At 65.4% G+C, this 21,601-nt stretch carries 15 protein-coding genes; 6 read left to right on the forward strand and 9 right to left on the reverse strand.

The genetic code is table 11. The features are described 5' to 3' along the window. Nucleotides 1-30 precede the first annotated feature (30 nt). Together GAU_RS06515 and GAU_RS06520 are read right to left on the reverse strand one after the other, a co-directional pair. Complete coding sequence (locus GAU_RS06515) at nt 31-1,248, reverse strand: amidohydrolase family protein (RefSeq protein WP_012682765.1); 1,218 nt, start codon at nt 1,246-1,248, stop codon at nt 31-33. 42 nt (nt 1,249-1,290) lie between these two features. Then, complete coding sequence (locus GAU_RS06520) at nt 1,291-3,633, reverse strand: glycosyltransferase family 117 protein (protein WP_012682766.1); 2,343 nt, start codon at nt 3,631-3,633, stop codon at nt 1,291-1,293. Between the two features lie 230 nt (nt 3,634-3,863). Between GAU_RS06520 and GAU_RS06525 the strand changes: the two genes are divergently transcribed. Continuing rightward, a complete protein-coding gene (locus GAU_RS06525; RefSeq protein WP_041265329.1) occupies nt 3,864-5,057 on the forward strand; it encodes a TolB family protein in 1,194 nt (397 codons plus the stop codon). Between the two features lie 70 nt (nt 5,058-5,127). On the opposite strand, the gene purH is transcribed toward GAU_RS06525, so the two are convergent. From purH to GAU_RS06555, 6 genes are all read right to left on the reverse strand, one after another. Next, a complete protein-coding gene (gene purH / locus GAU_RS06530) occupies nt 5,128-6,657 on the reverse strand; it encodes a bifunctional phosphoribosylaminoimidazolecarboxamide formyltransferase/IMP cyclohydrolase (RefSeq protein ID WP_012682768.1) in 1,530 nt (509 codons plus the stop codon). A gap of 52 nt (nt 6,658-6,709) precedes the next feature. After that, on the reverse strand, nt 6,710-7,489 hold the full coding sequence (gene purN, locus GAU_RS06535; RefSeq protein WP_197526054.1) for a phosphoribosylglycinamide formyltransferase: 780 nt from the start codon (nt 7,487-7,489) through the stop codon (nt 6,710-6,712). An 80-nt stretch (nt 7,490-7,569) separates the two neighbouring features. After that, nucleotides 7,570-8,184, reverse strand: coding sequence for a D-glycero-alpha-D-manno-heptose-1,7-bisphosphate 7-phosphatase (locus GAU_RS06540; RefSeq protein ID WP_012682770.1), 615 nt, complete (start codon nt 8,182-8,184; stop codon nt 7,570-7,572). A 7-nt stretch (nt 8,185-8,191) separates the two neighbouring features. Beyond that, nucleotides 8,192-9,547, reverse strand: a complete 1,356-nt coding sequence (locus tag GAU_RS06545) for an Ig-like domain-containing protein (RefSeq protein ID WP_012682771.1) — start codon at nt 9,545-9,547, stop codon at nt 8,192-8,194. Next, entirely contained in the window at nt 9,544-12,291 is a 2,748-nt protein-coding gene (locus GAU_RS06550) for a valine--tRNA ligase (RefSeq protein ID WP_012682772.1), read from the reverse strand. Before GAU_RS06550 ends, GAU_RS06545 begins: the two co-directional genes overlap by 4 nt. Before the next feature lie 55 nt (nt 12,292-12,346). Then, the gene (locus tag GAU_RS06555; RefSeq protein WP_012682773.1) at nt 12,347-12,976 is read right to left on the reverse strand and encodes a BON domain-containing protein; all 630 of its coding nucleotides are present in this window, start codon (nt 12,974-12,976) and stop codon (nt 12,347-12,349) included. Nucleotides 12,977-13,151: 175 nt separating this feature from the next. On the opposite strand from GAU_RS06555, the gene thrS reads away from it, so the two are divergent. Next, nucleotides 13,152-15,158: a threonine--tRNA ligase gene (thrS, locus tag GAU_RS06560; protein WP_052574282.1), complete on the forward strand. Its 2,007-nt coding sequence runs from the start codon at nt 13,152-13,154 to the stop codon at nt 15,156-15,158. After that, nucleotides 15,155-16,402, forward strand: coding sequence for a sensor domain-containing diguanylate cyclase (locus GAU_RS06565; protein WP_012682775.1), 1,248 nt, complete (start codon nt 15,155-15,157; stop codon nt 16,400-16,402). The genes thrS and GAU_RS06565 overlap by 4 nt, the downstream gene beginning before the upstream one ends. A gap of 78 nt (nt 16,403-16,480) precedes the next feature. Here the strand turns inward: GAU_RS06565 and GAU_RS06570 are convergent, their stop codons facing one another. Continuing rightward, entirely contained in the window at nt 16,481-18,004 is a 1,524-nt protein-coding gene (locus GAU_RS06570; protein WP_169307609.1) for a carboxypeptidase-like regulatory domain-containing protein, read from the reverse strand. A 397-nt stretch (nt 18,005-18,401) separates the two neighbouring features. Here GAU_RS06570 and GAU_RS06575 point away from each other — a divergent pair, with 397 nt between their 5' ends. From GAU_RS06575 to GAU_RS20570, 3 genes are all read left to right on the forward strand, one after another. Further along, a complete protein-coding gene (locus tag GAU_RS06575) occupies nt 18,402-19,217 on the forward strand; it encodes a creatininase family protein (protein ID WP_169307610.1) in 816 nt (271 codons plus the stop codon). A 228-nt stretch (nt 19,218-19,445) separates the two neighbouring features. Beyond that, nucleotides 19,446-20,657 carry an acetyl-CoA C-acetyltransferase gene (locus tag GAU_RS06580; protein WP_012682778.1) on the forward strand — a complete coding sequence of 404 codons (1,212 nt, stop codon included), beginning with the start codon at nt 19,446-19,448 and terminating at the stop codon, nt 20,655-20,657. 7 nt (nt 20,658-20,664) lie between these two features. Then, the gene (locus GAU_RS20570; protein WP_169307611.1) at nt 20,665-21,588 is read left to right on the forward strand and encodes a CPBP family intramembrane glutamic endopeptidase; all 924 of its coding nucleotides are present in this window, start codon (nt 20,665-20,667) and stop codon (nt 21,586-21,588) included. The last annotated feature ends 13 nt before the right edge of the window (nt 21,589-21,601 follow it).

The following is a 21,601-nucleotide window of genomic DNA, read 5'->3' on the forward strand; positions in this document are numbered from 1 at the left end:
GGCCGCTTCTTGTTGTCGTACCGCGCTGGATTACTTCGGCCAGCCCGCCGTGGGAATCGCGGGCATGATGCGCAGTGCATTCTGGTAGTAGATCTTCTTCAGCACCACATCGGGCAGATCGATGCCGTAGAGCTTCCAGAAGGCGTGGTAGTCGCGGTAGTAGTCGAAGTAGTCGTCGCGCGTTTCGAACACGCGCCAGTAGTACGGATACTCTTCGGGCTGATAGCTGTCCTTGCCGAAGAGCAGCCGGTCCTGGTACTTCACGAAGAAGTCGTGCGCCGCGCGCGGCTGACGGCCGATGTCGTACAACACCGCACCCATTTCGGCGTTCAGGTTCGGCATTTCGTCGAACATCTTGCCGAGTCGACCGAGGTCGTGGGCGTGCCAGCCCAGGTGCGCGGTGACGAAGGTGGTCTTCGGGTTGGCGCGGAACAGGCTGTCGCGTTCGTTCATGAGCTGTTCAAAGCTCGGATAGCGATCCTGCGGATAGCGACGATCGGGGAACAGCGAGAGCTCGAGCCAGCGTTCGTTGGTGTTGTCGACTTCGCGGAAGAATTCCTGCGGGTCGGCCGTGTGCACGAACACCGGCAACTTGAGTCGCGCCGCCGCGTCCCACACCGGCTTGAGCGAAGGGTCGTTGAGCTTGAGGCGCGAGCCGTCGGCCTTCTTCTGCGACAGGCCGAAGCCCTTGCTGATTTCGCCGATGCCCACCGCGCCGGCCTTGGCATCGGCCTCGAGCTGCGCGACGGCCTTGGCCGCCCATTCAGGCGATCCGGCGCCATTGAAATTGATGCCGGTGAGGAAGCGCACACGATCCTTCATGGTGGTGGTGCCCTTCACGAGCTCCACACCCTTGGCGAGCTGATCTCCCGACACGTTGTTGGCCACGATCATCAGGCGCACGTTGAGCGAGTCGAGTGTCTTGCCCATGCGCTCGATCGCGTCCACGCTGCCAAGCTGCCCCGATGGATGACCGTGAAAATCCACCACCGGGAACTTGGCCTTCATGTTCATGGTGCCCGGCACCTTGAGTGTGGACTTGGGGCGATAGTCCACGATGCTGGGCGCCGGCTTTTCCGGTGCCATGCAGGTGCGCGGGCGAATCTCGGTCATGCCGGCCGGGCATTCTTCACCCGGCTTGATCTGCGTACCGCCGCGGAAGCCCTGCGCCTGCGCGAGGGCCGGGAACGCGGTGGCCACGGCGGCAACGGAACCAGCAGCCAACAAACGATTCACAAGACGATGCACGGAAGCTCCTCTGCTTTCGCGTAAGCGGGCGTTTCTGCGGACTTACTGCTTGTCGCCAGCCGGCGGCAACAGCAGTTGCTGCGCGGCGGTGTCGGCACCCGGTGTCACCGGGAGATTGGGCTGCCGATCGAATCCGAACAGGGCGGAGCGGCGCATCGCCGTGGCGATGCCCTTCGACTGCTGGTACACCGAATCGGAGCGCGCCGTCTGTCCCATCTGCGCCAGCGCTTCCGCCAGCGTGATGCCGCTGATGACGTACAGATCGGGGATGCCAACGGACGCGTCATCCACCCAACCGTTCCGCTTGGCCAGCGACTTGTTGGCCGTGAAGACGCTGTTCCAGAGTTCGTAGCTGCGCTTCACGTCCACGATGCCTTCACCCTGGACCATCATGACGTCCGGTGACGGCTCGATGGGCTTGTCCATCAGCTTCTTCGCCATGCCGTGCGTGATCACATAGCGCTCGAGGCCGAGCTCATACGGGTAGCCACCAGCGGTGCGGCTGAAGTAGATCGGGCGCTGCGGGAACGCGTCGCGGATCATGAAGTAGACGATCTGGTCGGCCTTCATGAGCTGCGGTGTGCGCGGCTGCGCGATGATCTCGCCCTTCACGAAGGCGGCGTTCTCCGGCGTCTGAATGGCCAGCGGGAGTGCGTCGGCTTCTTCGAACGTCATGTTGATGGGCGAACCCTTCGGCATGGTGGCGGCGGCACCCATGGCACGATAGAGCTCCGGTCCCTTGTCCGGTTCGTACGGCGACGGAGCACGGCGGATGAGCTGCCGCACGTACCAGTCCGTGTTGAGCAACGACGTGTTGGCCACGATGACATCCTTGCGGATGCCTTCGACTTCCTGCGCATACCAGAGCGGGAAAGTGTCGTTGTCGCCGACCGTGATGAGGATGCCGTAGGGCTCCACCGAATTGAGCAGGTCGTGCGCAAAGTCGCCGGTGTCGGTCTGGCCGGAACGTGAAGCCTGGGTCCAGTTGCCGATCAGCGGCACAAAAGCGATAGCGAGCAGCGGTGACGCCAGCGCAAAGCTGCGCGGACGCGGCTCGAGCACGGTGTCCTTGCCCAGCCGCACTTCATCGGCGCCAAACAGCGTGGCTACCGTTTCCCACAGATAGAACATGCCCAGCGCGGCCCACACGCTCAGCGCCGAAAAGCTCCACAGGTAGAAGTAGTCTCGGTCACGCACCTCGCGGGGGACCGAGTCTCCGAGCTCCGGGGCCTGCGAATGGCCGTACTTGAAATTGAGATAGAAAATCAGCCCCAGTGTCATGGTGAACACCAACGGCCCGAAGAACCAGAAACTTCGTCGGTCCTTCTTGTAGTGCATCCACCCGCCCAACAGGACGAGGATGAAGTAGAAGACGGCGAGGCCGTTCTGTGCGCCCGGATGTTCGTTGTAGGCGTCACGCAGCCACTGCCACTTGAAGTACAACCAGTACATCCCGAGCTGCGCCGTGAACGGCGCCTGGCGTTCGCCGAGTTCCGGCTTGCCGTACTGCCCGCGATTGAAGTTGTACATGAAGCGATCGTACGTGAGCTGACTGAACGTACAATCCACTGCGATCTCGGTGGCGCAGGCGGTGGGTTCGCCTTCGTTGATGGCCGGGAAGTGCGCCGCGCGAATGGGTTGCGTGGCAAACGGCGTCATGCCGAAGCCAACAGCCACGGCGCAGGCCACGAGCAGCTTCCAGCGGAGCAGCGTCTGCGGTCGGCGGATCAGGACGGCCAAGCCCACGGCAGGCACGGCCAGCATGCCGGCCATGTGGTTGGTGTAGCCCAGACCACACAGATATGCGACCAGCACCAGCAGGCGATCCGCCATCGGGCCTTCCGGATCATCGCACCAGCGCACCGTGAGCCAGCAGATGACCGCGAGTCCGACCAGAGAGACCGTGTAGACCTTCTCGTTCACGACCGACTGGTTCCACACCGTGAATGCGGTGGCGCCGATCAGGACGGCGAGCGAGCCGCCCATGATGCGCTGCCAGCGGCGGGGCATCCAGCCCACGAGCACCCGTTCGGTGACGAGGAACCAGAGCGACGCTGAGACGGCGCTCGACAGCGCGGCCAGCACATTGATGCGCATGGCCACGGTGGGCGCGATCGGCAGCACGCTGAAGACACGACCGATCAACACGAAGAACGGGTTGCCTGGTGGGTGCGGCAAGCCGAGCACGTAAGCGGCGGCGATGTACTCGCTGGTATCCCACATGGACGTCGTGGGGGCGAGGGTGACCAGATACAACAGGAAGGTCACCAGCCCCGCGATGGCGGCGGCCAGATAGGACGGGCGGTAGTCGAGTTCGGCGGCACCGGCGTATGAAACGCTGGCGGTGCGGGCCGTCGCCGCGGTGGCGGTGGCTGCGACAGTCATGAACCAGGACGGAGGGTGTGGCACCCGGGAGCCGTGGCGGCCCCGGGCTTTGGCAATCCTGAAAGGTCGCCGGGAGGGCGGGGGGGCACAACCGGCTGGTGATGTTCCGACACGCGCGAGACCGGGAACGTGCCCATGCCGGCCGTGACGATGTGATACACCGGTGGGTACGGCTGAGCAGAGACCGTAGCTCCCTCTGCACGCATAGATCCGGAATGCCGATGTTACCGATGATTCACCCGCGCCCCTCGTGGCGGCGCTTTCGTCTGCTCTCCACCGCGGCCTGCGCGGTGTTCTCCGCTGCCCTGTCCGCCTGCAGTGAACAGGCCGTGCTGACGGCCCCGGACAGTCCCGCCCGACCCTCGGCCGAAGACTCGCTGGCGACCCCCACACCGACGACGCCCGTCACACCCGCGCCGCCGGCGCGTGATGTCTACACCCTGTTGTTCGACCAGTGGGGGACCGACGCGGCGTCGTTCGAGCGGCCATGGCTGGCGCATACGACGACGCCCGTGGGCGGATTGCTGTCTGAGGACGTGCCCGCGGAAACACCTGCCGACACCGTGCGTCGCGTCATGGACTTCAGTGGTGTCTTCGACGCCAGTGTGTCCTCCGACGGGCGGCTGATGGTATTCACATGCACCACGGGGCATGGCACCACGCTGTGCAAGGCGACCCTCGACAGTGTGATGCGGGCCCAGATGCCCGGCGCCATTCTTTCCACCGCGTTTTCGGCACTGCTTGCCGATCAGGCGGCCATCAGCCCCGATGGCACGCAGGTGGCGTTTCGGGGATGGCAGCCCGGCGGTCCGGTGGGCCTCTTCAATCCGGGTGACATCTACGTGATGAACCTGGACGGCTCCAACCTCACGCGATTGACGGCCGCCGAGCGTGGACGCATGTCATACGCGTCACCGGCCTGGTCGCCGCGTCGCATCGACGGGGCGTACCGTCTCGCGTACGCCCGTGAACAGCGCGATGGCGACGGCTATGCAGTGTCACGCCTCGAGTCCATGCGCGCGGACGGAACGGCCATGTTGGCGCTCACCATCGACACCACGGGCTCGGACACGGAGCCGGCGTGGTCGCCCGATGGAGCGCGTGTGGCGTTCGTGCGGCGCGGTGCGGCGGCGCGTGGGGATCTCTGGGCGGTGCAGCTCGATGGGCATGCGCGTCCGGTCGCCGAACATGCGCTGCTCGAGAACGAGTTGGACGATGTGCAGCGTGCGCCATCCTGGTCACCCGATGGCAAGCGCCTCGCCTTCATTTCAGCGCACGAGATTCTCGGGGATTTCTACAATTGGCAGGTGTACAGCGTGGATGCGTCGGGCACCGACCTGCGCCGTCATACCAGCGTCGCACGCGAACATGCCAATCCGGTGTGGGTGTCGCGCACGAATATCAATTCCGGCGCGGCCCACTAGTTCTGCCGCGGGGCGACATGGGACCCACAAAACGGGCGCTCCTGCGGTGGAGCGCCCGTTGGTGTTGTGGCTAGTGACGGAACAGTCGCTCGCCGGTGAACACCATGGCGATGCCGTGTTCATTGGCTGCCGCGATCACTTCGGCGTCACGCACCGAACCACCGGGTTGCACGATGGCCGTCACGCCCGCTGCCGCAGCCTGATCGATGCCGTCGCGGAACGGGAAGAATGCATCCGATCCCAACGCGGAGCCGGTCGTTGCATGGCCGAGCGACGTGGCCTTGTGCACGGCCACGAAGCTGGCGTCCACGCGGCTCATCTGGCCAGCGCCGATGCCGATGGTGGCGCCGTCGCGCACGAGCACGATGGCGTTCGACTTCACACTCGCCACCGACTTCCACGCGAACAGTAGGTCGCGCTGCTCCTGCGACGTGGGCTGGCGTGATGACACCACCTGCCACTGCGCGGGCTCCGACGGCGCCGGGGCACGATCCTGCACCAGCAGGCCACCACGCACCCGCTTGAGATCCATCGTGCCGGCGGGCCACGATGCTTTCCCTTCGAGCACTCGCAGGTTCTTCTTGCGGACCAGAATCTCCACAGCCTCGTCGGCAAACTTCGGCGCCACGATGCATTCCACGAACAGACTGGAGATGGCTTCCGCGGCGGCCACGTCCACCGGCACCGAGAAGGCAATCACGCTGCCGAAGGCACTCACCGGATCACACGCCAACGCCTTCTTGTAGGCGTCGAGCGCGTTGGTACCCGTGGCGAGGCCACAGGGCGTGGTGTGTTTGATGATCGCGCACGCCGGCTGATCGCCAAACGGCTCGATGGCCAGCAGCGAGCCTTCGAGATCGAGCAGATTGTTGAACGACAGTTCCTTGCCACCGCGCTGTACGAGCGCGCCGAGGCCCGTGCCCGGCTTCTCCACGTAGAACGCCGCGCGCTGCTGCGGGTTCTCGCCGTAGCGCAGCGACTGCTGCTTCTCGAACGACAACGGATACCGATCGGGGAACGGCTCACCACGCTGCTGCGCGAACCACTGCGCGATGGCGGCGTCGTACCCGCTGGTGTGTGCATACACCTTCTCGGCCAGCAGCGTGCGCAGCGTCTGATCGTCGCTGTCGGCGTTGATCACGTCGAGCACCTTGGCGTAGTCCGACGGATCGACGATGACCCACACCGACGTGAAGTTCTTGGCTGCCGAACGCAGCATCGACGGGCCGCCGATATCGATGTTTTCGATCACTTCTTCCGCGTGCACGCCCGGCTTGGCGGCGGTCTCGCGGAACGGATACAGGTTCACGACCACCAGGTCGATCGTACCGATGTCGTGGGCCTTGATGGCGTCCATGTGTTCGGGCAGGTCACGGCGCGCGAGCAGGCCACCGTGTACCACCGGATGCAGCGTCTTCACACGTCCGTCGAGCATCTCGGGAAAGCCCGTGATCTCGCTGACGTCTTTGACTGCCAGACCGGCATCACGCAGCATGCGCGCCGTGCCGCCAGTGGATACCAGTTCGACGCCCTTGGCCACGAGGCCCTGGGCAAAAGGGAGCAGGCCCGACTTGTCGGACACGGAAAGCAACGCGCGCATGTAGGGATATCCGGTCGAAGAACGCTGGAATAGTCGAAACGAAAGAAGCCGATCAGCGCGGAAACAGTCGCGCGAGATCGGCTCCGAATGCCGATGCCGACAGCGGCTCGGTGTCATCCGGGGCAATGCTGAACCGCCAGTCGTGCGTGGCAATGCTCACTGGTGTGGGCAGGTGGCCATGCACTCGGTTGTCATCGCCCAGGACCACCGAGCCGGAGGCCACGGCGGCAACACAGAGCGGGAACAGGCGATGTTCGATGTGCAACACCCGGGCCCCAAGTGACTGCGGTGTGTCGGCAGGCAACACCGGCACGGGCCACTGCGCGATGATGGGGCCGCGATCGTAGTGCTCGTCCACGAAGTGCACCGTCACACCGGTGACGGTGGCACCATGTTCGAGCACCGCGATGTGGATGCGCTGACCGTACATGCCCGGACCACCGAAGGCTGGCAGCAGCGCGGGATGCACATTGATCAGGCGGCCGTGATAGGCCTGCACGACGGCGGCGGGAATCAGCTTGAGATAGCCCGCCAGGACCAGCAGCTCCGCGCCGGCGTTGGCCAACTGCTCGACGAGTGCATTGCCATCCTGCGGGACGGCCACCACGCCGGTGGCGATGCCCGCAGCCGCGGCACGGGTGAGTGCACCCGACGTGGCTTTGTCCGAGGCCACGAACACGATACGCCCGTAGGGCGCGCCTGCTGCGGCAAAGTGATCGATGAGCGCTTGCAGATTCGAACCACCGCCGGAGGCCAACACGGCGATACGCATTGGCGCAGCGCTCGCCGCCGCGTCAGCGGTCCGAGTGGACGGGGCAGGGTCGGCGATCATGTTCCCAAACTATCGGTTCGGGCCGCCTCGCTGCAGGGGCATGCACGGCAACGGGTGCTTCACAGGGGCGTCCGGTCCGGTCAGGCCGGCGCTCGGCCTCGCGTGATTTCGCCATGGTGGTGCGCCTGGCCCACGGTGGCCAGAGAAATGGTGACCGCCTCGAGTAACCGGTCAGCCAAAAAAACACGCGGCTCGGATGACGATCGGGCGGTTTCGACGTCGGCTGCCGGCGTCTCGATGCCGGGCACCAGCACACCCACACCGCCCGTGGCAATGGCGGGCTGCACGTCGCGCCAGCGATCCCCGATGTATCCGGAATGTGGCAACGACAGTTGGTGCTCCTGCGCCGCACGCTGGTAGAGACCAATGCCCGGCTTGCGGCAGTCGCACACGGGTGGCGTGCGCGCTTCGTGGGGGCAGTGGTACGTCGCCAGCACCTCAGCGCCCTGCGCCGCCAGCAACGCCACCGTGCGGTCGCGCACCGCATCGTACTGAGCCTCGGTGATGAGGCCCCGTGCGATGCCCGACTGATTCGTGATGATCACCACCGGCACGCCCGCTTCGTTGGCGCGGCGCACGGCGGCCACGGCATCGGGGAGCAGCACCACCCGCGAGGCATCGGCGAGATAGTGCGCGTCGGCGATGAGGGTGCCGTCGCGATCGATGAACAGCGCCGTGCGCGCACTGGTGGTCATCGGCGGCTCATCGGCGTTGCAAGGTGTCGGGGCGGGGCGCGGGTGCGCGACCCGCTGCGGTGGTATCGCGCCGGGCCAGCGAGTCACGACGCGCCGCCGCCGAGTCCACCCGGGGGGCACGTGGCGTGGCGAAATTGCGCGATGGCGATTTGACCGTACCTGACAGACTGCGCACGGCGATCGTTTGCAGGCGGTACTGCGTTTGCCAGGGCAGTGGCGCCGCCAGTGTCACGAAGATCTCGTTGTACACCCGCGGTCGCGACATCTTGGGCGGCGGTGTGGTGTCGACGGGCACGATACGGCCACCACGCGCACGCGCCGCCGCGCGCTGGCGTTCGAGTGCCGAACGCTGCGCCGCGGCGAGGCTGTCCTGCCTCCGCACCGTGAGCAGTGAATCGCGACGCAGCCGCGCCACGCGACTGGTATCCAGCTTGGCCTCGGCGGCGGCCGCAATGGAGTCCGTGCGCTGCTTCGCCAGTGTGGAATCCCTGATCGTCTTCTCCAGAGCGTTCTGTACACTCTGAACGGCCACCGGCGTCGAATCGGCACGCGTCACCACGATCATGTCGGTGGAGAACTGCAGATCGTTGGGGTACGGCTTGTCGAACACCACCTTGAGCACACGGTTGCTGTCCTGCACCGCGACTTCCGTGATGCGCAGTCCCACCGTGTCATGCCCAAATGCGTACAGTTCGGTGCGCGCTTCCTGTGTGAGCGTCACCGTGGTCTCATCCCACATCTCCAAGGGGTCGAGATCACGATTGCTGTTGCGATCGGCGTAAGCGCGCACCACGTACGGACCGGACGGCAGGTTGCGCAGCTCGAAACGACCGACAGAATCGGCTACCGCCTGATACACCGTGCTGTCGGATGCCACGGCTTCCACGACCGCACTCGCCAGCCCCTTGGCCGCAAACCAGTCGAAGGCCACGCCCCCGATACGGGTGTCGGGGATCTCGCCACCGGTCGAGAAGACGATGCGGATGATCGAGTCGATGCCGTTGTTGCGCAGATCCTGGATGCCCGGCTTGATCTGCACCGAATACACCGTGTTCGGCTTCCAGCCTCGCTCCGGTCGTATCGTGATGCGGCTGCGACTCCAGTTCACGCGCGCGTCACCACTCTTGGGGCTGATGAACACCAGCTCACTGAGATTGGTGGCACCACGCGGGATCTCGCTGATCACCTCGTCAAAACGCAGCTCCACCGACTTCGGCACCGCGCCCACGGAATTGATCTCCGGGGTGATTCGCACGATGACCGGCCCCGCCGTGTCCGGCGGGCCACCAGGCGGCAACGCCTGATTGGCGCAGGCCGTTCCTGCGACCAGCGCCACCGCCCACGCCACCAGCCGCCGGATCACGCGCCCAGCGCCTGGAGTTTGTCCCGCAACTGACCTGCACGCGCACGCCAGTCCGCCGCCTTGGCCCGCTCCGCCTCCACCACCGCGGGCGGAGCCTTGGCCACAAATCCTTCGTTGGCCAGGCGACCTTCGAGGGCCGTGAGCTGCTTCTCCAGTTGCGAGAGTTCTGTCTGCAAGCGCTGCTTCTCCTTGTCGAGGTCGATCATGCCGGCGAGCGGCACGACGAGCTCGATACCCCCGGACAGCAGCACCTGTGCCGCGGCCCCGCCAGGATTCTGTTCGGCGAGGGTGACCCGCGCCCGGGCCAGTCCCCCCACCGTCTCGATCACGGGCACGAGGGCTTCGCGCGCGGTGGCGGGTCCCACGATCACGGCATCGACCCATGCACCGGGCTGCACGTTGTTTTCGGCACGCACCTGACGGATGGCCTGTACCGCTTCCCGGACCTGCTCGAACACGGCACCGGAGCCACTGCGCTGGGTGCGCGCCACCGGCCACGCCGACTGCGCGATGAAGGCCTTGGCCGGCGTCTGTGGCAACTGCTGCCACAGCTCCTCGGTGATGAACGGCACCACCGGCTGCAGAAGACGCAGCGCGCCATCGAATGCGTGGGCCAGCACGGCGCGCGCCACTTCACGATCCGCGCCTTCCGTGGCCAGACGCGGCTTCACGCTTTCGAGATACCAGTCGGCCAGCTCGTTCCACACAAACCGTCGGGCCGCTTCTGCGTACTCCGAGAGGCGCAGACCACGATACCGTTCGGCCTCGCTCCACGTGGCCAGATTGGCCGGACGGGCCGGGCCAAGCGCCGCATCACAATCGGCGATGGCGGTATCGAGTCGCTCGAGAATCCAGTGATCGGCAGCCGTGAGTGACGCTGGGTCGATGCTGTCAATGGGTTGCACCGGTTCCGGCCCCACACGCGAGAGCAGGAACCGGCCGATGTTCCACAGCTTCGTGCAGAAATTGCGACCCGGCGCGAACGACTTCTCGAGATCGGTGGGGTCGAGCATGACATCCACACCAAGACCGAGACCGGCCACCATCGTCCAGCGCAGCGCATCGGCACCATAGAGACGCACCACGTCGAGCGGGTCGATGCCGTTGCCCAGTGACTTGGACATCTTGCGGTGCTGCATGTCGCGCACCGTGCCGTGCAGATACACCGTGTGAAACGGCGGCTTGTCGAGGAACCAGCAGCCGCTCATCACCATGCGCGCCACCCAGAAGAACAGAATCTCGGGCGCGGTGACGAGCACATCGCCCGGATAGAACGCGCGCAGGTCGGGGGTGTCGTCGGGCCAGCCCAGTGTGCTGAAGGGCCACAGCCAGCTCGAGAACCAGGTGTCGAGTACGTCTTCGTCCTGACGCACGGTGCCACCGCAACCGGGACAGCTCGTGACGTCCGTGCGCGACACGATGGGCGCATGACCGCAGGAGGCGTTGCAGTACCACACGGGTACCCGATGGCCCCACCAGATCTGCCGCGAGATGTTCCAGTCGCGGATGCCTTCGAGCCAGTTGACGTACACCGCTTCCCAGCGTTCCGGCAAAATGCGCAGCTCGCCCGTCCGCAGTGCGGCCAGCGCCTTGTCGGCCAGCGGCTGCATGCGCACGAACCACTGGTCCGACAGAAGCGGTTCCACCACCGTGTCGCAGCGATAACAATGCCGCACACTGTGCTGGTGGTTTTCGATCTTCACCAGCGCGCCGGCCGCTTCGAGCATCGCCACAATCGCCTTGCGGGCGGCAAAACGCTCGACGCCATTGAGTTCGGCCGGCACACGTCCCGCCGCGCCCTCCACTTCACGCACCACACCTTCGGCATCGATGATGACGGGCATGGACAGCGCATGACGCTTGCCCACTTCGAAGTCGTTCGCATCGTGCGCCGGCGTGATCTTCACCGCGCCCGAACCGAAGGTCGGATCGGTGTACGTGTCACCGATGATCGGGATGCGCACACCATTGAGCGGCAGGATCACCTCCTTGCCGATCATGGCCTGATAGCGCTCGTCCTCAGGATTCACCGCGACTGCCACGTCGCCCAGCATCGTTTCCGGACGCGTCGTGGCCACCGTGATGGACTGCGACGGATCGTCGGCCAACACATACCGCAGGTGATACAGCTTGCCGGTGGTGTCGGTGAACTCCGCCTCTTCGTCCGACAGCGATGTACCGCAGCGCGGACACCAGTGAATGACGCGGTGACCCTTGTAGACCAACCCATCTTCATGCAGGCGCACGAACGCCTCGCGCACTGAACGCGATAGCTCGGGCGAGAAGGTGTACGCCGTGCGGGTCCAATCGGCGCTGGCACCGATGGACTTGAGCTGGTTCAGGATCTCACCGCCGGTCTTGTCGACGAACTGCGCCACGCGCTCCACGAAGGCCTCACGGCCCACGTCGAAGCGCGAATGCCCTTCGGCGGCGAGTTGTTTCTCCACCACATTTTGCGTGGCGATGCCGGCGTGGTCGGTACCGGGCACCCAGAGTGCTTCGTCGCCCGCCATGCGGCGCCAGCGGATGAGCACGTCCTGCACGGTGTTGTTGAGACCGTGCCCCATGTGCAAAACCGCCGTCACGTTGGGCGGCGGGATGACGATCACGAATGGTTCGTGGGTCGCGGCCCGCGCCGGATCAGCGGTGAAGACACCGTGTTCAGTCCAGCGCGGGTACCAGGCGGCTTCCGTGGAGGCCGCGTCGTACGTGGAGGGCAACGAATTGGGATCGGGCGCAGTCATCCGGGGAAGATAACGACGCCCGACGTCATACGATCAATCGACCGTCAAACGCCAGTCAATCGACGGCGTCCGCGTTGGCGCTCAGGGAATTCAGCACGTACTCCACCCCCGGCACACCCCGGGCGATGGTCAGGGCGTAGTCGATTTCGGTGGCCGCCGCGACCCATCCCGTGAGCTCCACCTCGCCGGGCGAAACGGCCCCGATGTCGATGGAGCGGTGGGCAAGAATGGGGTCGTTCTGGAAGGCGTCCAGCACCCGCTCCTCCAACTCATCGAGGGACGCGGCGGGCTGGGCGGACGACGCGCGACCCGTGGACGGGTCCGCGGCCGGGCGGGTGGACTGCCCTCGACGAGAGGTCGTCTGCCGGTTTCCGGAGCGCCGGGTCTCAGCCAGCCGCGGGGCCTGATCGACAAAGTGTTCGGCCAGATGCAGGTGCGAAATGGCCTCCGGAGCCAGTTCCGAGTGGTCGTCCGGCAATTCGTCGAACGATTCCGAACGGTGCTGATCGGTTCGCCACCCGTTCTGCCGATGCCGCCGACGTGATGGTGAGCGCTTGAGCGCTTCGAGGCCGCCCATGCGGTCGGCCAGCAGCATGCCGATGGCCAGACCGGCTACGGCGCCGAGGGCCACGAGGACAATGCGTCCGGTCTTTGCTTGCCGCGCAGGGCGGCGTCGATTCTGCATGCTGGCACGATCTCCTAGGACGTGCGTCGCCCTGTGTGACGGTGGGCCGCGACGCACTCGATAACTTGGCGTAACTCGCTGTCGAAGGATAACTTCAGCGTCTTCGTGAAGGGAGCGCGCAGGGCGTCATGTCCTGCGCCGGTATGCTCACTGTCTCCATCTCCGCTGGTTCCCGATGATCGCCGGTCCGTCCTCCGCTGTGCCCGCCGACAACGCTTTGATTGTCCTGACACTCCCCGATGGTTCCACGCGCGAGGTACCCACCGGTACTTTGGCCCGGGACGTCGTGGGGTCGATTGGCACCCGTCTGCTCCAGGCCTCCGTGGCCGTGGCCGTCGACGGCGAGGTGCAGGACCTGATGACGCCACTCCGGAAGTCCGGGGCGTTTGTCGTGATCACGGACAAGGATCCCCGCGCGCTGGCCGTGCTGCGTCACTCGGGGGCGCACATTCTGGCCACGGCCGTGCGCCGGCTGCGTCCCGATGCCAAGATCGGCTTCGGTCCGGCCATCGACGACGGCTTCTACTACGATTTCGAAGTCGAGAAGCCGTTCACGCCCGAAGATCTGGCGGCGTTCGAAGCCGAGATGAAGAAGGTGGCGGCCGAGAAGTATCCGTTCGTGCGCGCCGAAGTGTCGGTGGAAGAGGCCAAGGGGCTGTTTGTCGACGATCCGCTCAAGCTCGAACGGCTCGCCGACTTCGAAGGCACCGACGAGGTGATCTCCACGTACACGGACGGTCCGTTCATCGACCTGTGTCGTGGGCCGCACGTGCCCGACACGTCGCACCTCAAGCACTTCAAGCTGCTGCACACGGCCGGCGCCTATTGGCGCGGTGATGTGAAGCGGCAGATGCTGCAGCGCATCTACGCCACGGCCTTCTTCAAGAAGGACGAACTCGAGCAGCACCTGCACAATCTCGAGGAGGCCAAGAAGCGCGATCACCGCGTACTGGGCAAGGCGCTCGGGCTCTTCCAGATCTTCCCGCAGGCGCCCGGCGCCGCGTTCTGGACGCCGAAGGGCACCACGTTGTACAACACGCTCGAAGGTTTTGTGCGTGAACGGCAGCAGGAGGCGTTCCAGGAGATCAAGACGCCGCTGCTGTACAACAAGAAGCTGTGGGAGCAGTCGGGGCACTGGGGCAAGTACAAGGAGAACATGTTCCTCGTGCTCGACAACGAGACGGGTGAGCACGACATGTCGCTCAAGCCCATGAACTGCCCGTCACACCATGTGCTGTTCGCGTCGGAGAAACACTCGTATCGGCAGATGCCGGTGCGCTTCGTGACGTTCGACGTGCTGCACCGCAACGAGCTGTCGGGGGCCTTGTCGGGGCTCACGCGGGTGCGGCAGTTCTCGCAGGACGATTGCCATGTGTACCTGCGCGAAGACCAGATCGAGAGCGAAGTGAAGTTCCTCATGGACTTCATTCTTTCGTACTACGACACGTTCGGCCTCAAGGCGAACCTCAAGTTCGCCACGCGTCCCGAGCAGCGTATCGGCAGCGATGAGCTGTGGGATCGTGCGGAAGCGGCTCTCAAGGCGGCGCTGGAAAGCACCGGCCGTTCGTACGAGATGAAAGAAGGTGACGGCGCGTTCTACGGCCCCAAGATCGATTTTGATGTCACCGACTCGATCGGCCGTGCCTGGCAGCTCGGCACCATCCAGCTCGACTACAACGCCCCCGAGCGCTTCGAACTCGCCTACACGGGCGAGGACAATGCGCCGCATCGCCCGGTGGTCATCCATCGTGCGGTGAGTGGATCGTTCGAGCGGTTCATCGCCATTCTCATCGAGCACTTTGCCGGGGCATTCCCGGTGTGGCTGGCGCCGGAGCAGGTGCGCGTCATTCCGATCGCGATCGACTTCAATGCGCATGGGCAGGCGCTGGTCGATCGCATGAAGGCGGCGGGCATTCGCGCCACGCTCGATGCGCGCAACGAAACGCTCAACTATCGCGTGCGGGAAGGCGAAGTGGAGAAGGTGCCGTACATGTGTGTGATCGGACGACGCGAGTCGGAGGAGAACACGGTGGCGCTACGCACCCGCGGGGCGGGCAAGAAGCAGGAGATCCTCTCGGCCGATGCCTTCCTCGCACGCCTACAGGACGAAGTGCGAAGCCGCGCCCTGGTGCCGGCTCCCGCATCGGCCCCGGCAGCCAGTGAGCCGGAGAGCGACGCGTGAGCCCGGAAGCGCTGCTGGATCTGTTCCTGCTTTCGCCGGTCGGCCTCGTCGAGGTGGACGAGGACGGCCGCGTGGAAGTGGCCAATCTGGCGGCGCGGCGCTTGCTCACCCCGTTCACGCGGGCCGGCTCACTCGAGGACCTGTTCACCGCGCTGAGCAACGTTGCCCCGGACCTGTCGGCGCGAGTGCGCAGCTTCGATGCCCCGCGTGGGGTCATCATCGAAAATCTCGAGTTGCTTGCGCCCGGCCAGCACATCGGGGTGTTCCTGTCGCTCGTCAAAGTGGCCACCGGTCGTATCGTCGCGGTGGCCACGGATGCATCCGGCCTGGCCGTGGCGCAGGGCACCGTGTCGCGTCTCGAGCAACGCCTGCGGGCCGTGGAAGAAGCGGTACGGGACTACGCGTTCTATTCGCTCGACCGCGAAGGCTGCATCGACAGTTGGAGTGTGGCAGCGGAACGGGTGCACCAGTGGTCTGCCTCGGCCATCATCGGCAAGAGCATGACCGCTCTCCTGCCGCAGGAACAGGCAGGAGGCAGCTATCTCACGGATACGTTGGCGTTGGCCGCGCACAATGGATGGTGTGAAGAAGAAGGCCATCGCGCACGGCAGGACGGCACGACCTTCTGGGCCAGCACCGTGGTCACGGCGTTGCGCGATGCGGCCGGCGAGACCACCGGATATTCCGTCATTTCGCACGACGTGTCGGAACGGCGGAAACTCGAAGAGCAGATCCGCGACGACGCATCGAGCAACACCGACTACCTCACCGGGGTGTTGGCGCGACGGGCCTACTTCGATGTGGCGCAGTCCGAAGTGGCGCGCGCGCGTCGATACAGTCAGCCACTCACCATGCTGCTCGTCGACCCGGATCACTTCCGCGATCACGTCGAGCAGCGTGGTGAAGCGTTTGCCAACGAATGGCTGCGCGCCATTGCGTGGGTGTGTCGTCAGGAATCGCGCAACACCGACGTGGTGGGTCGTGTGGGCGGCGAAGCGTTTGCGGTATTGCTACCCAGCACGGAGCTGAGCGGTGGGTTGGTTCTCGCCGAGCGTATCCGAGAGCGCATGCAGCGCCATGTATTTGGCGGCGACTTTCAAGGCGTGCGCGCTACGCTGTCCATTGGCGTGGCCGAAGTCACCGAGCCCATTACCAGTGTGGATGGGTTGCTGTCCACGGCTGGCACCGCGGTCGATCGGGCACGGCAGGCCGGCCGGAATCTCGTCGTCGGTTACGACGATTGATGGGGCGTTGATGGGCCGCGGACAGGCGCGTATGCGTCTGTCCGCGAAGCACGTCCAATACGTCCCGGCAGTTCTCGACTAGCGGCCCGGTGAGCGCGTCGGCGGTCGGCGTCCACCCGTCCAGATCACCACTGAGCCACAGCCGTTGCGGGTCTGGAACTCGATTGGGATGCTGCCGGTGCCGGTGTACACCTCGATCGCACGCACATCCGACTGGTTGACCACGTTGTCGATCACCCCGTCGGTGGACATGGTGTTCACGCCGTCCAGGAACAGGGCCGGAATGCACTTGCCGGTTCCACTGGTGCCACGCATGGTGACCTGATCGCGGCTGTTCTGCCCCGGATTGATGGAAACGCCGGGCGCCTGCCGCAGCACATCGGCGATGGTGCGGGCATTGCGCTGTTCGAGGAAACTCTCGTCGAAGAAGTGGCCGAAGCCCATCTTGCGCCGCGACTCGAAGCCAGCCATCTGCGCGCTCCATTTGTCGGCTTGCACGCGTACCGTATCCACCGTGGGGGCGACGGCCTCGAGGGAGATCTCGGTCATCGCGAGACCATTGTCCATCACGTCGACCGCCACACGGCGAGGCTGGAAGCCGACAGCCCGGGCCTCCAGCATCCAGGTGCCGCCAGGCAGACTGTCGAGTTGAAATTGTCCGCCGCCGGTCGCGGCCCCTTCAGCACCGTTGCCGGGCATCGACACCCGTGCACCCAGCAGTGGCCGGCCCGCCGTATCCCGCACGATGCCGCGCAGGCGTCCTTCGCCACGCAGGGTCGTGGTCGACCCGCTGGCGCCACGCGTCACGACCCGCTCGGCAGACCCGATATACATATCGCGGATCAGGATGCCGCTCGTTGGCACACGAAGCTCCACGACCCCGCTCGAATCCGTGCCCGCGTAGGCGCGGGTGGTGAGCAGCGCGTCGGGCGGCAGGCCACACAAGGTGAAGCTGCCTGTGGGGGACGCTTCTACGGTACGGAGTGGGCGGCGGCGCTCCATGGCGCCTGCATTGACCGTGGTTTCCGTGTATTGCACCCGCACGCGGGCCGGGCCGCCAAGCGACTGACCACGTGCGGATCGCACCATGCCCACGAACACGCCGGTAGGCGTCCCCGGTCCCTGGTCTCGGCATTTGGAGGTCCGGAACGTCTCTGGTGACGGCAAACCCAAGGGCAGCTCAACCTCACCCCCTTCGGCCACATTCACCGGCAGAGCGAAGCCGTCGAGCCCAAAACGATCCATCTGCCCATGCACCAATCCGACCAGGTAGATGCCCACCGGCAGGGAGTCGATCGCGTAGTGCCCCGAGGAGTCGGACCGTGCCGACCGTACCTTGGACGGATCCTTCGCCAGCACGAACTGGACGGTCGCCTCGGTCAGTGGCGCATAGGCCATGCTGTCGAATACGACACCGCTCACCCGTGCGAGTACCGGCTGGCCCCCAGGGGTCGCGACGGGTGCCGTCACGACCGGCTTGGGCGGGACGACCGGTGTGGTCTTGGGTGGAATGGCCGGCTTCTTCACCTGGGCGCCCAGTGACGCACCGGGAGCGAGGAGCAGGGCCGCCACCGCAACGCAGGGCAGAAATCGGGTCAGCATCGTCTGCATGATACGGGGGCAAAACGCTCGAAAGGCACTCGAAAAACTCTCGGCACAGGTAGCCGTGCCTGGACACCAGTGGATATCGCCAGTGCCTCCACGGGAGGTGGTCCCGTCGACGCATAGGGATACCGGATAGACACCGCCGGTGCCCCATACCCGAAGTCTATGCCGCGGGTCCCGTTCCAGACACCGTTTTCCCGGTCATGATCTGTCGGAGACTGGCGGAGATCTGCTCGGACAACGGTGACACCGCGGCCATGCGTAACCTCACAGATCGGCATCGCCGATCGATCCCGCCTCGCCCACCCAGGCGCACTGATCACTCATGCCACACTCGAACACGCGTCCATCGCGTAAGACGCCCGCACACGTCGTCCCCTTTTTCGCCGCGCTCGTGCTCAGCACTTTCGCGGTGGTGTCAGCGGGGCATGCCCAGCGTGCGCCGGCACGTGGCACGCCCAATGTGGAATTCGAAATGATGACGTGGCCCGAGGTGAAGCAGGCGCTCGCCGACGGCAAGACCACGGCACTGTTTTACACCGGTGGCACTGAACAGCGTGGTCCGCAGAATGTGAACGGCGGCCACAATCTGATGGGCCGCGCCACCGTGAAAGGCATCGCACTGGGACTGGGCAACGCCATTGCCATGCCCGTGTTGCCGTACACCCCCAACAACGCCAGCGCCACGCTGCCCGGCACCATCGGTCTCACACCCGAGCTGCTCGCCGCCATTCTCGAGCGGATCAGTGAGCAGGCGATCACCACCGGCTTTCGCAACGTGGTGCTGATGGGCGATCACGGTGGTGGGCAGCCCAACGTGTATGTCGAGGTCGCGAAGAAACTGACCGACAAGTATGCAGCGCAGGGCATCCGCGTCGTGTACTGCGATGATGTGTACAGCAAGGCCAACGACGACTTCAGCAAGTGGCTCGACGAGCAGAAGCTCTCGGGGGGCGGCCACGCCAGCATCATCGACACCTCGGAGATGCTCTACCTGGGCGGTGCGGAGTGGGTGCGACTCAAGGAGCTGCCCAACGCCGAAGGGGACCCGATTCTGCCACGGGGACAGCGTCCCGATCCGAGTGTGCCCCGGAAGAACAACGGCATCACCGGTGATGCCCGGAAGAGCACCAAGGCATTGGGGAAAAAGATCTTCGACCTGAAGGTCGACTATGCCGTGAAACAGATCCGCTCGTTGCTGGCCCCCTGAGCTGGCGGTGGTGATGGGACCAGAGGAACAGGGCGGCGGGTGACCGCCCTGTTTCAGTAAGGGCACGGTCGGGAGGGCACCGCAACAGCGTCAGGGGAGCGAAACGGCCACTGCCGGTGGTGGTGATTGGTTATTTTCCGAGGCTACCCCCCGTGGGCTCATCGGCGTCATGGGGGAGCAGCGCGCGGTCCGCTCTTCGGGCCGTGCACCTCTTCATACAGCCTCGACATGACCGACCTCTCCCGTCAGCCCGTGATCGTTGGTGCCGCGCGCACTCCGATCGGGCGGTACCTCGGAGGCCTCGCCTCTTTGTCCGCGCCGGACCTCGGCGCCATCGCGATCAAGGCCGCTCTGCAGCGCAGCGGCGTCAATGCCAACGATGTGCAGGAAGTGATCATGGGCCACGTGCTGCAGGGTGGCACGGGTCAGGCGCCGGGACGTCAGGCGATGCTCAAGGCCGGTGTGCCGGCCACGGCGTCGGCGCTCACCGTGAACAAGGTGTGCGGCTCGGGACTGAAGGCCGTGATGCTCGCGGCCCAGTCCATCAAGGCCGGTGACGCGCAGGTGGTCATCGCCGGTGGTCAGGAAAGCATGAGCAACGCGCCGCACTACGTGTATGGCATGCGCGGCGGTGTGAAGATCGGTGACCAGTCCATGGTGGACGGCATGATCAAGGACGGCCTGTGGTGTGGCACCTATCAGGTGCACATGGGGTCGCACGCCGAGTACACGGCCACGAAGGGGCAGGTCACGCGCGAAGAGCAGGACGCGTTTGCGGCCGATTCGCACGCCAAGGCCGCTGCGGCCCAGGCGGCGGGCAAGTTCAAGGTGGAAATCGTGCCGGTGGAGATTCCCGGCAAGAAGGGACCGACCATCATCGATACCGATGAAGGTCCGCGCGCCGACACCACGGCCGATTCGCTCTCCAAGCTGCGTCCCGCGTTCCCGAACAAGGGCGGCGACAACAGCACGTTGTCCGTCACGGCCGGCAATGCGTCGTCGCTGAACGACGGTGCGGCTGCGGTGGTGGTGACCAGCGAAGCGTACGCGCGTGAGCACAACCTCACGATCCTCGCCCGCATCACCGGGTATGCCACCGGCGCCGGCGATCCGCGCGACCTGTTTTTCGCACCCATCACGGCGGTGAAGAACCTGATGGCGAAGCAGGGCACGAGCATCAGCGACTACGATCTCATCGAAGCCAACGAAGCGTTTGCCAGCCAGGCGCTGGCCGATGGCAAGGGACTCGAGTGGGATGCGAGCCGCGTGAACGTGAACGGCGGCGCCATCGCACTTGGTCATCCGATCGGTGCCAGCGGCACGCGGGTGCTGGTGACGCTGCTGCATGCGTTGGCCGACCGGAATGCCCGCACGGGTCTCGCCACGCTGTGCCTCGGTGGTGGTGACGCGGTGGCCCTCTCGGTGGAACGCGTTTCCTGAGTTGTCCTTGCTGACATCGCGCCCCGCGCGCGTCCTCTGGCACCTCTTCGCATTTGCGGCGGGGTGGGTCCTGATACAAGGGGTCGTGGAGTCGGCGGCGGGGCCGGTGTTCGCATGGTTGTCTGGCGTGGTAGGTGAGCCGGTGCCGATGTACCCGTATGCCATGCTCGCTGGTGTGATCGGTGGAAGCTGGGTCGGGTTTCGGGCGTTCGAGTTGGCGCCCGAGCGTGGGGTGCCGTCGCGAACGCTGAGCGAGCGGCTCGGCGTGGACGGCGCACACTGGCGTCTCAGGCCACTGCTCACCGGGGTGTTGCTTGGCAGTGCTGCGATCGGCCTGACGGCTGGCGTGTTGTGGGCGACCGGGCTGTTGCGCTTCGAAACGGCGACGCCTCTCACCGACGTCATGGTGGGCGATAGTTGGGGCAATGTGGCACTGCGGTTGCTGGTGGTACTGGCGCCGGCCGCGCTGTGGGAAGAACTGGCGTTTCGTGGGTTTCTGTACGCGGTCGCGGAGGAAGCGGCCGGTCCCCTGGTGGCACGGTGGGCATCGAGCGTGGCGTTCGGGATGGGGCATGTGCTCAATCCCGGAGCCAGTGTGCAGACGACGCTCATCGTGATGTTGGCCGGCTGGTGTCTGGCGCGATTGCGGGAACAGGCTGGTGTGCCAGCCGCCTGGCTCGCGCACCTGGCCTGGAACTGGATCATGGCCGCGGTCCTGCATGTGGCGGTGAGCGGATTGCCGTTCGCGACGCCCGGCTATCGCGCCGTGCTGGTGGGGCCGGACTGGTTGTCGGGTGGAAGTTGGGGACCCGAGGGCGGCGTGATCGCGGCCCTCGTGCTGGGTGGAGGAGCGCTGCTGGCCCGGACACGTCCGGAGGGCGCAGCGCATGAGCTGGCTGAAGCGAAGGAATCACATCATCTGCGTTCGTGAGGAGCTGAATCAG

It is taken from the genome of Gemmatimonas aurantiaca T-27, from assembly GCF_000010305.1.
Classification (GTDB): domain Bacteria; phylum Gemmatimonadota; class Gemmatimonadetes; order Gemmatimonadales; family Gemmatimonadaceae; genus Gemmatimonas; species Gemmatimonas aurantiaca.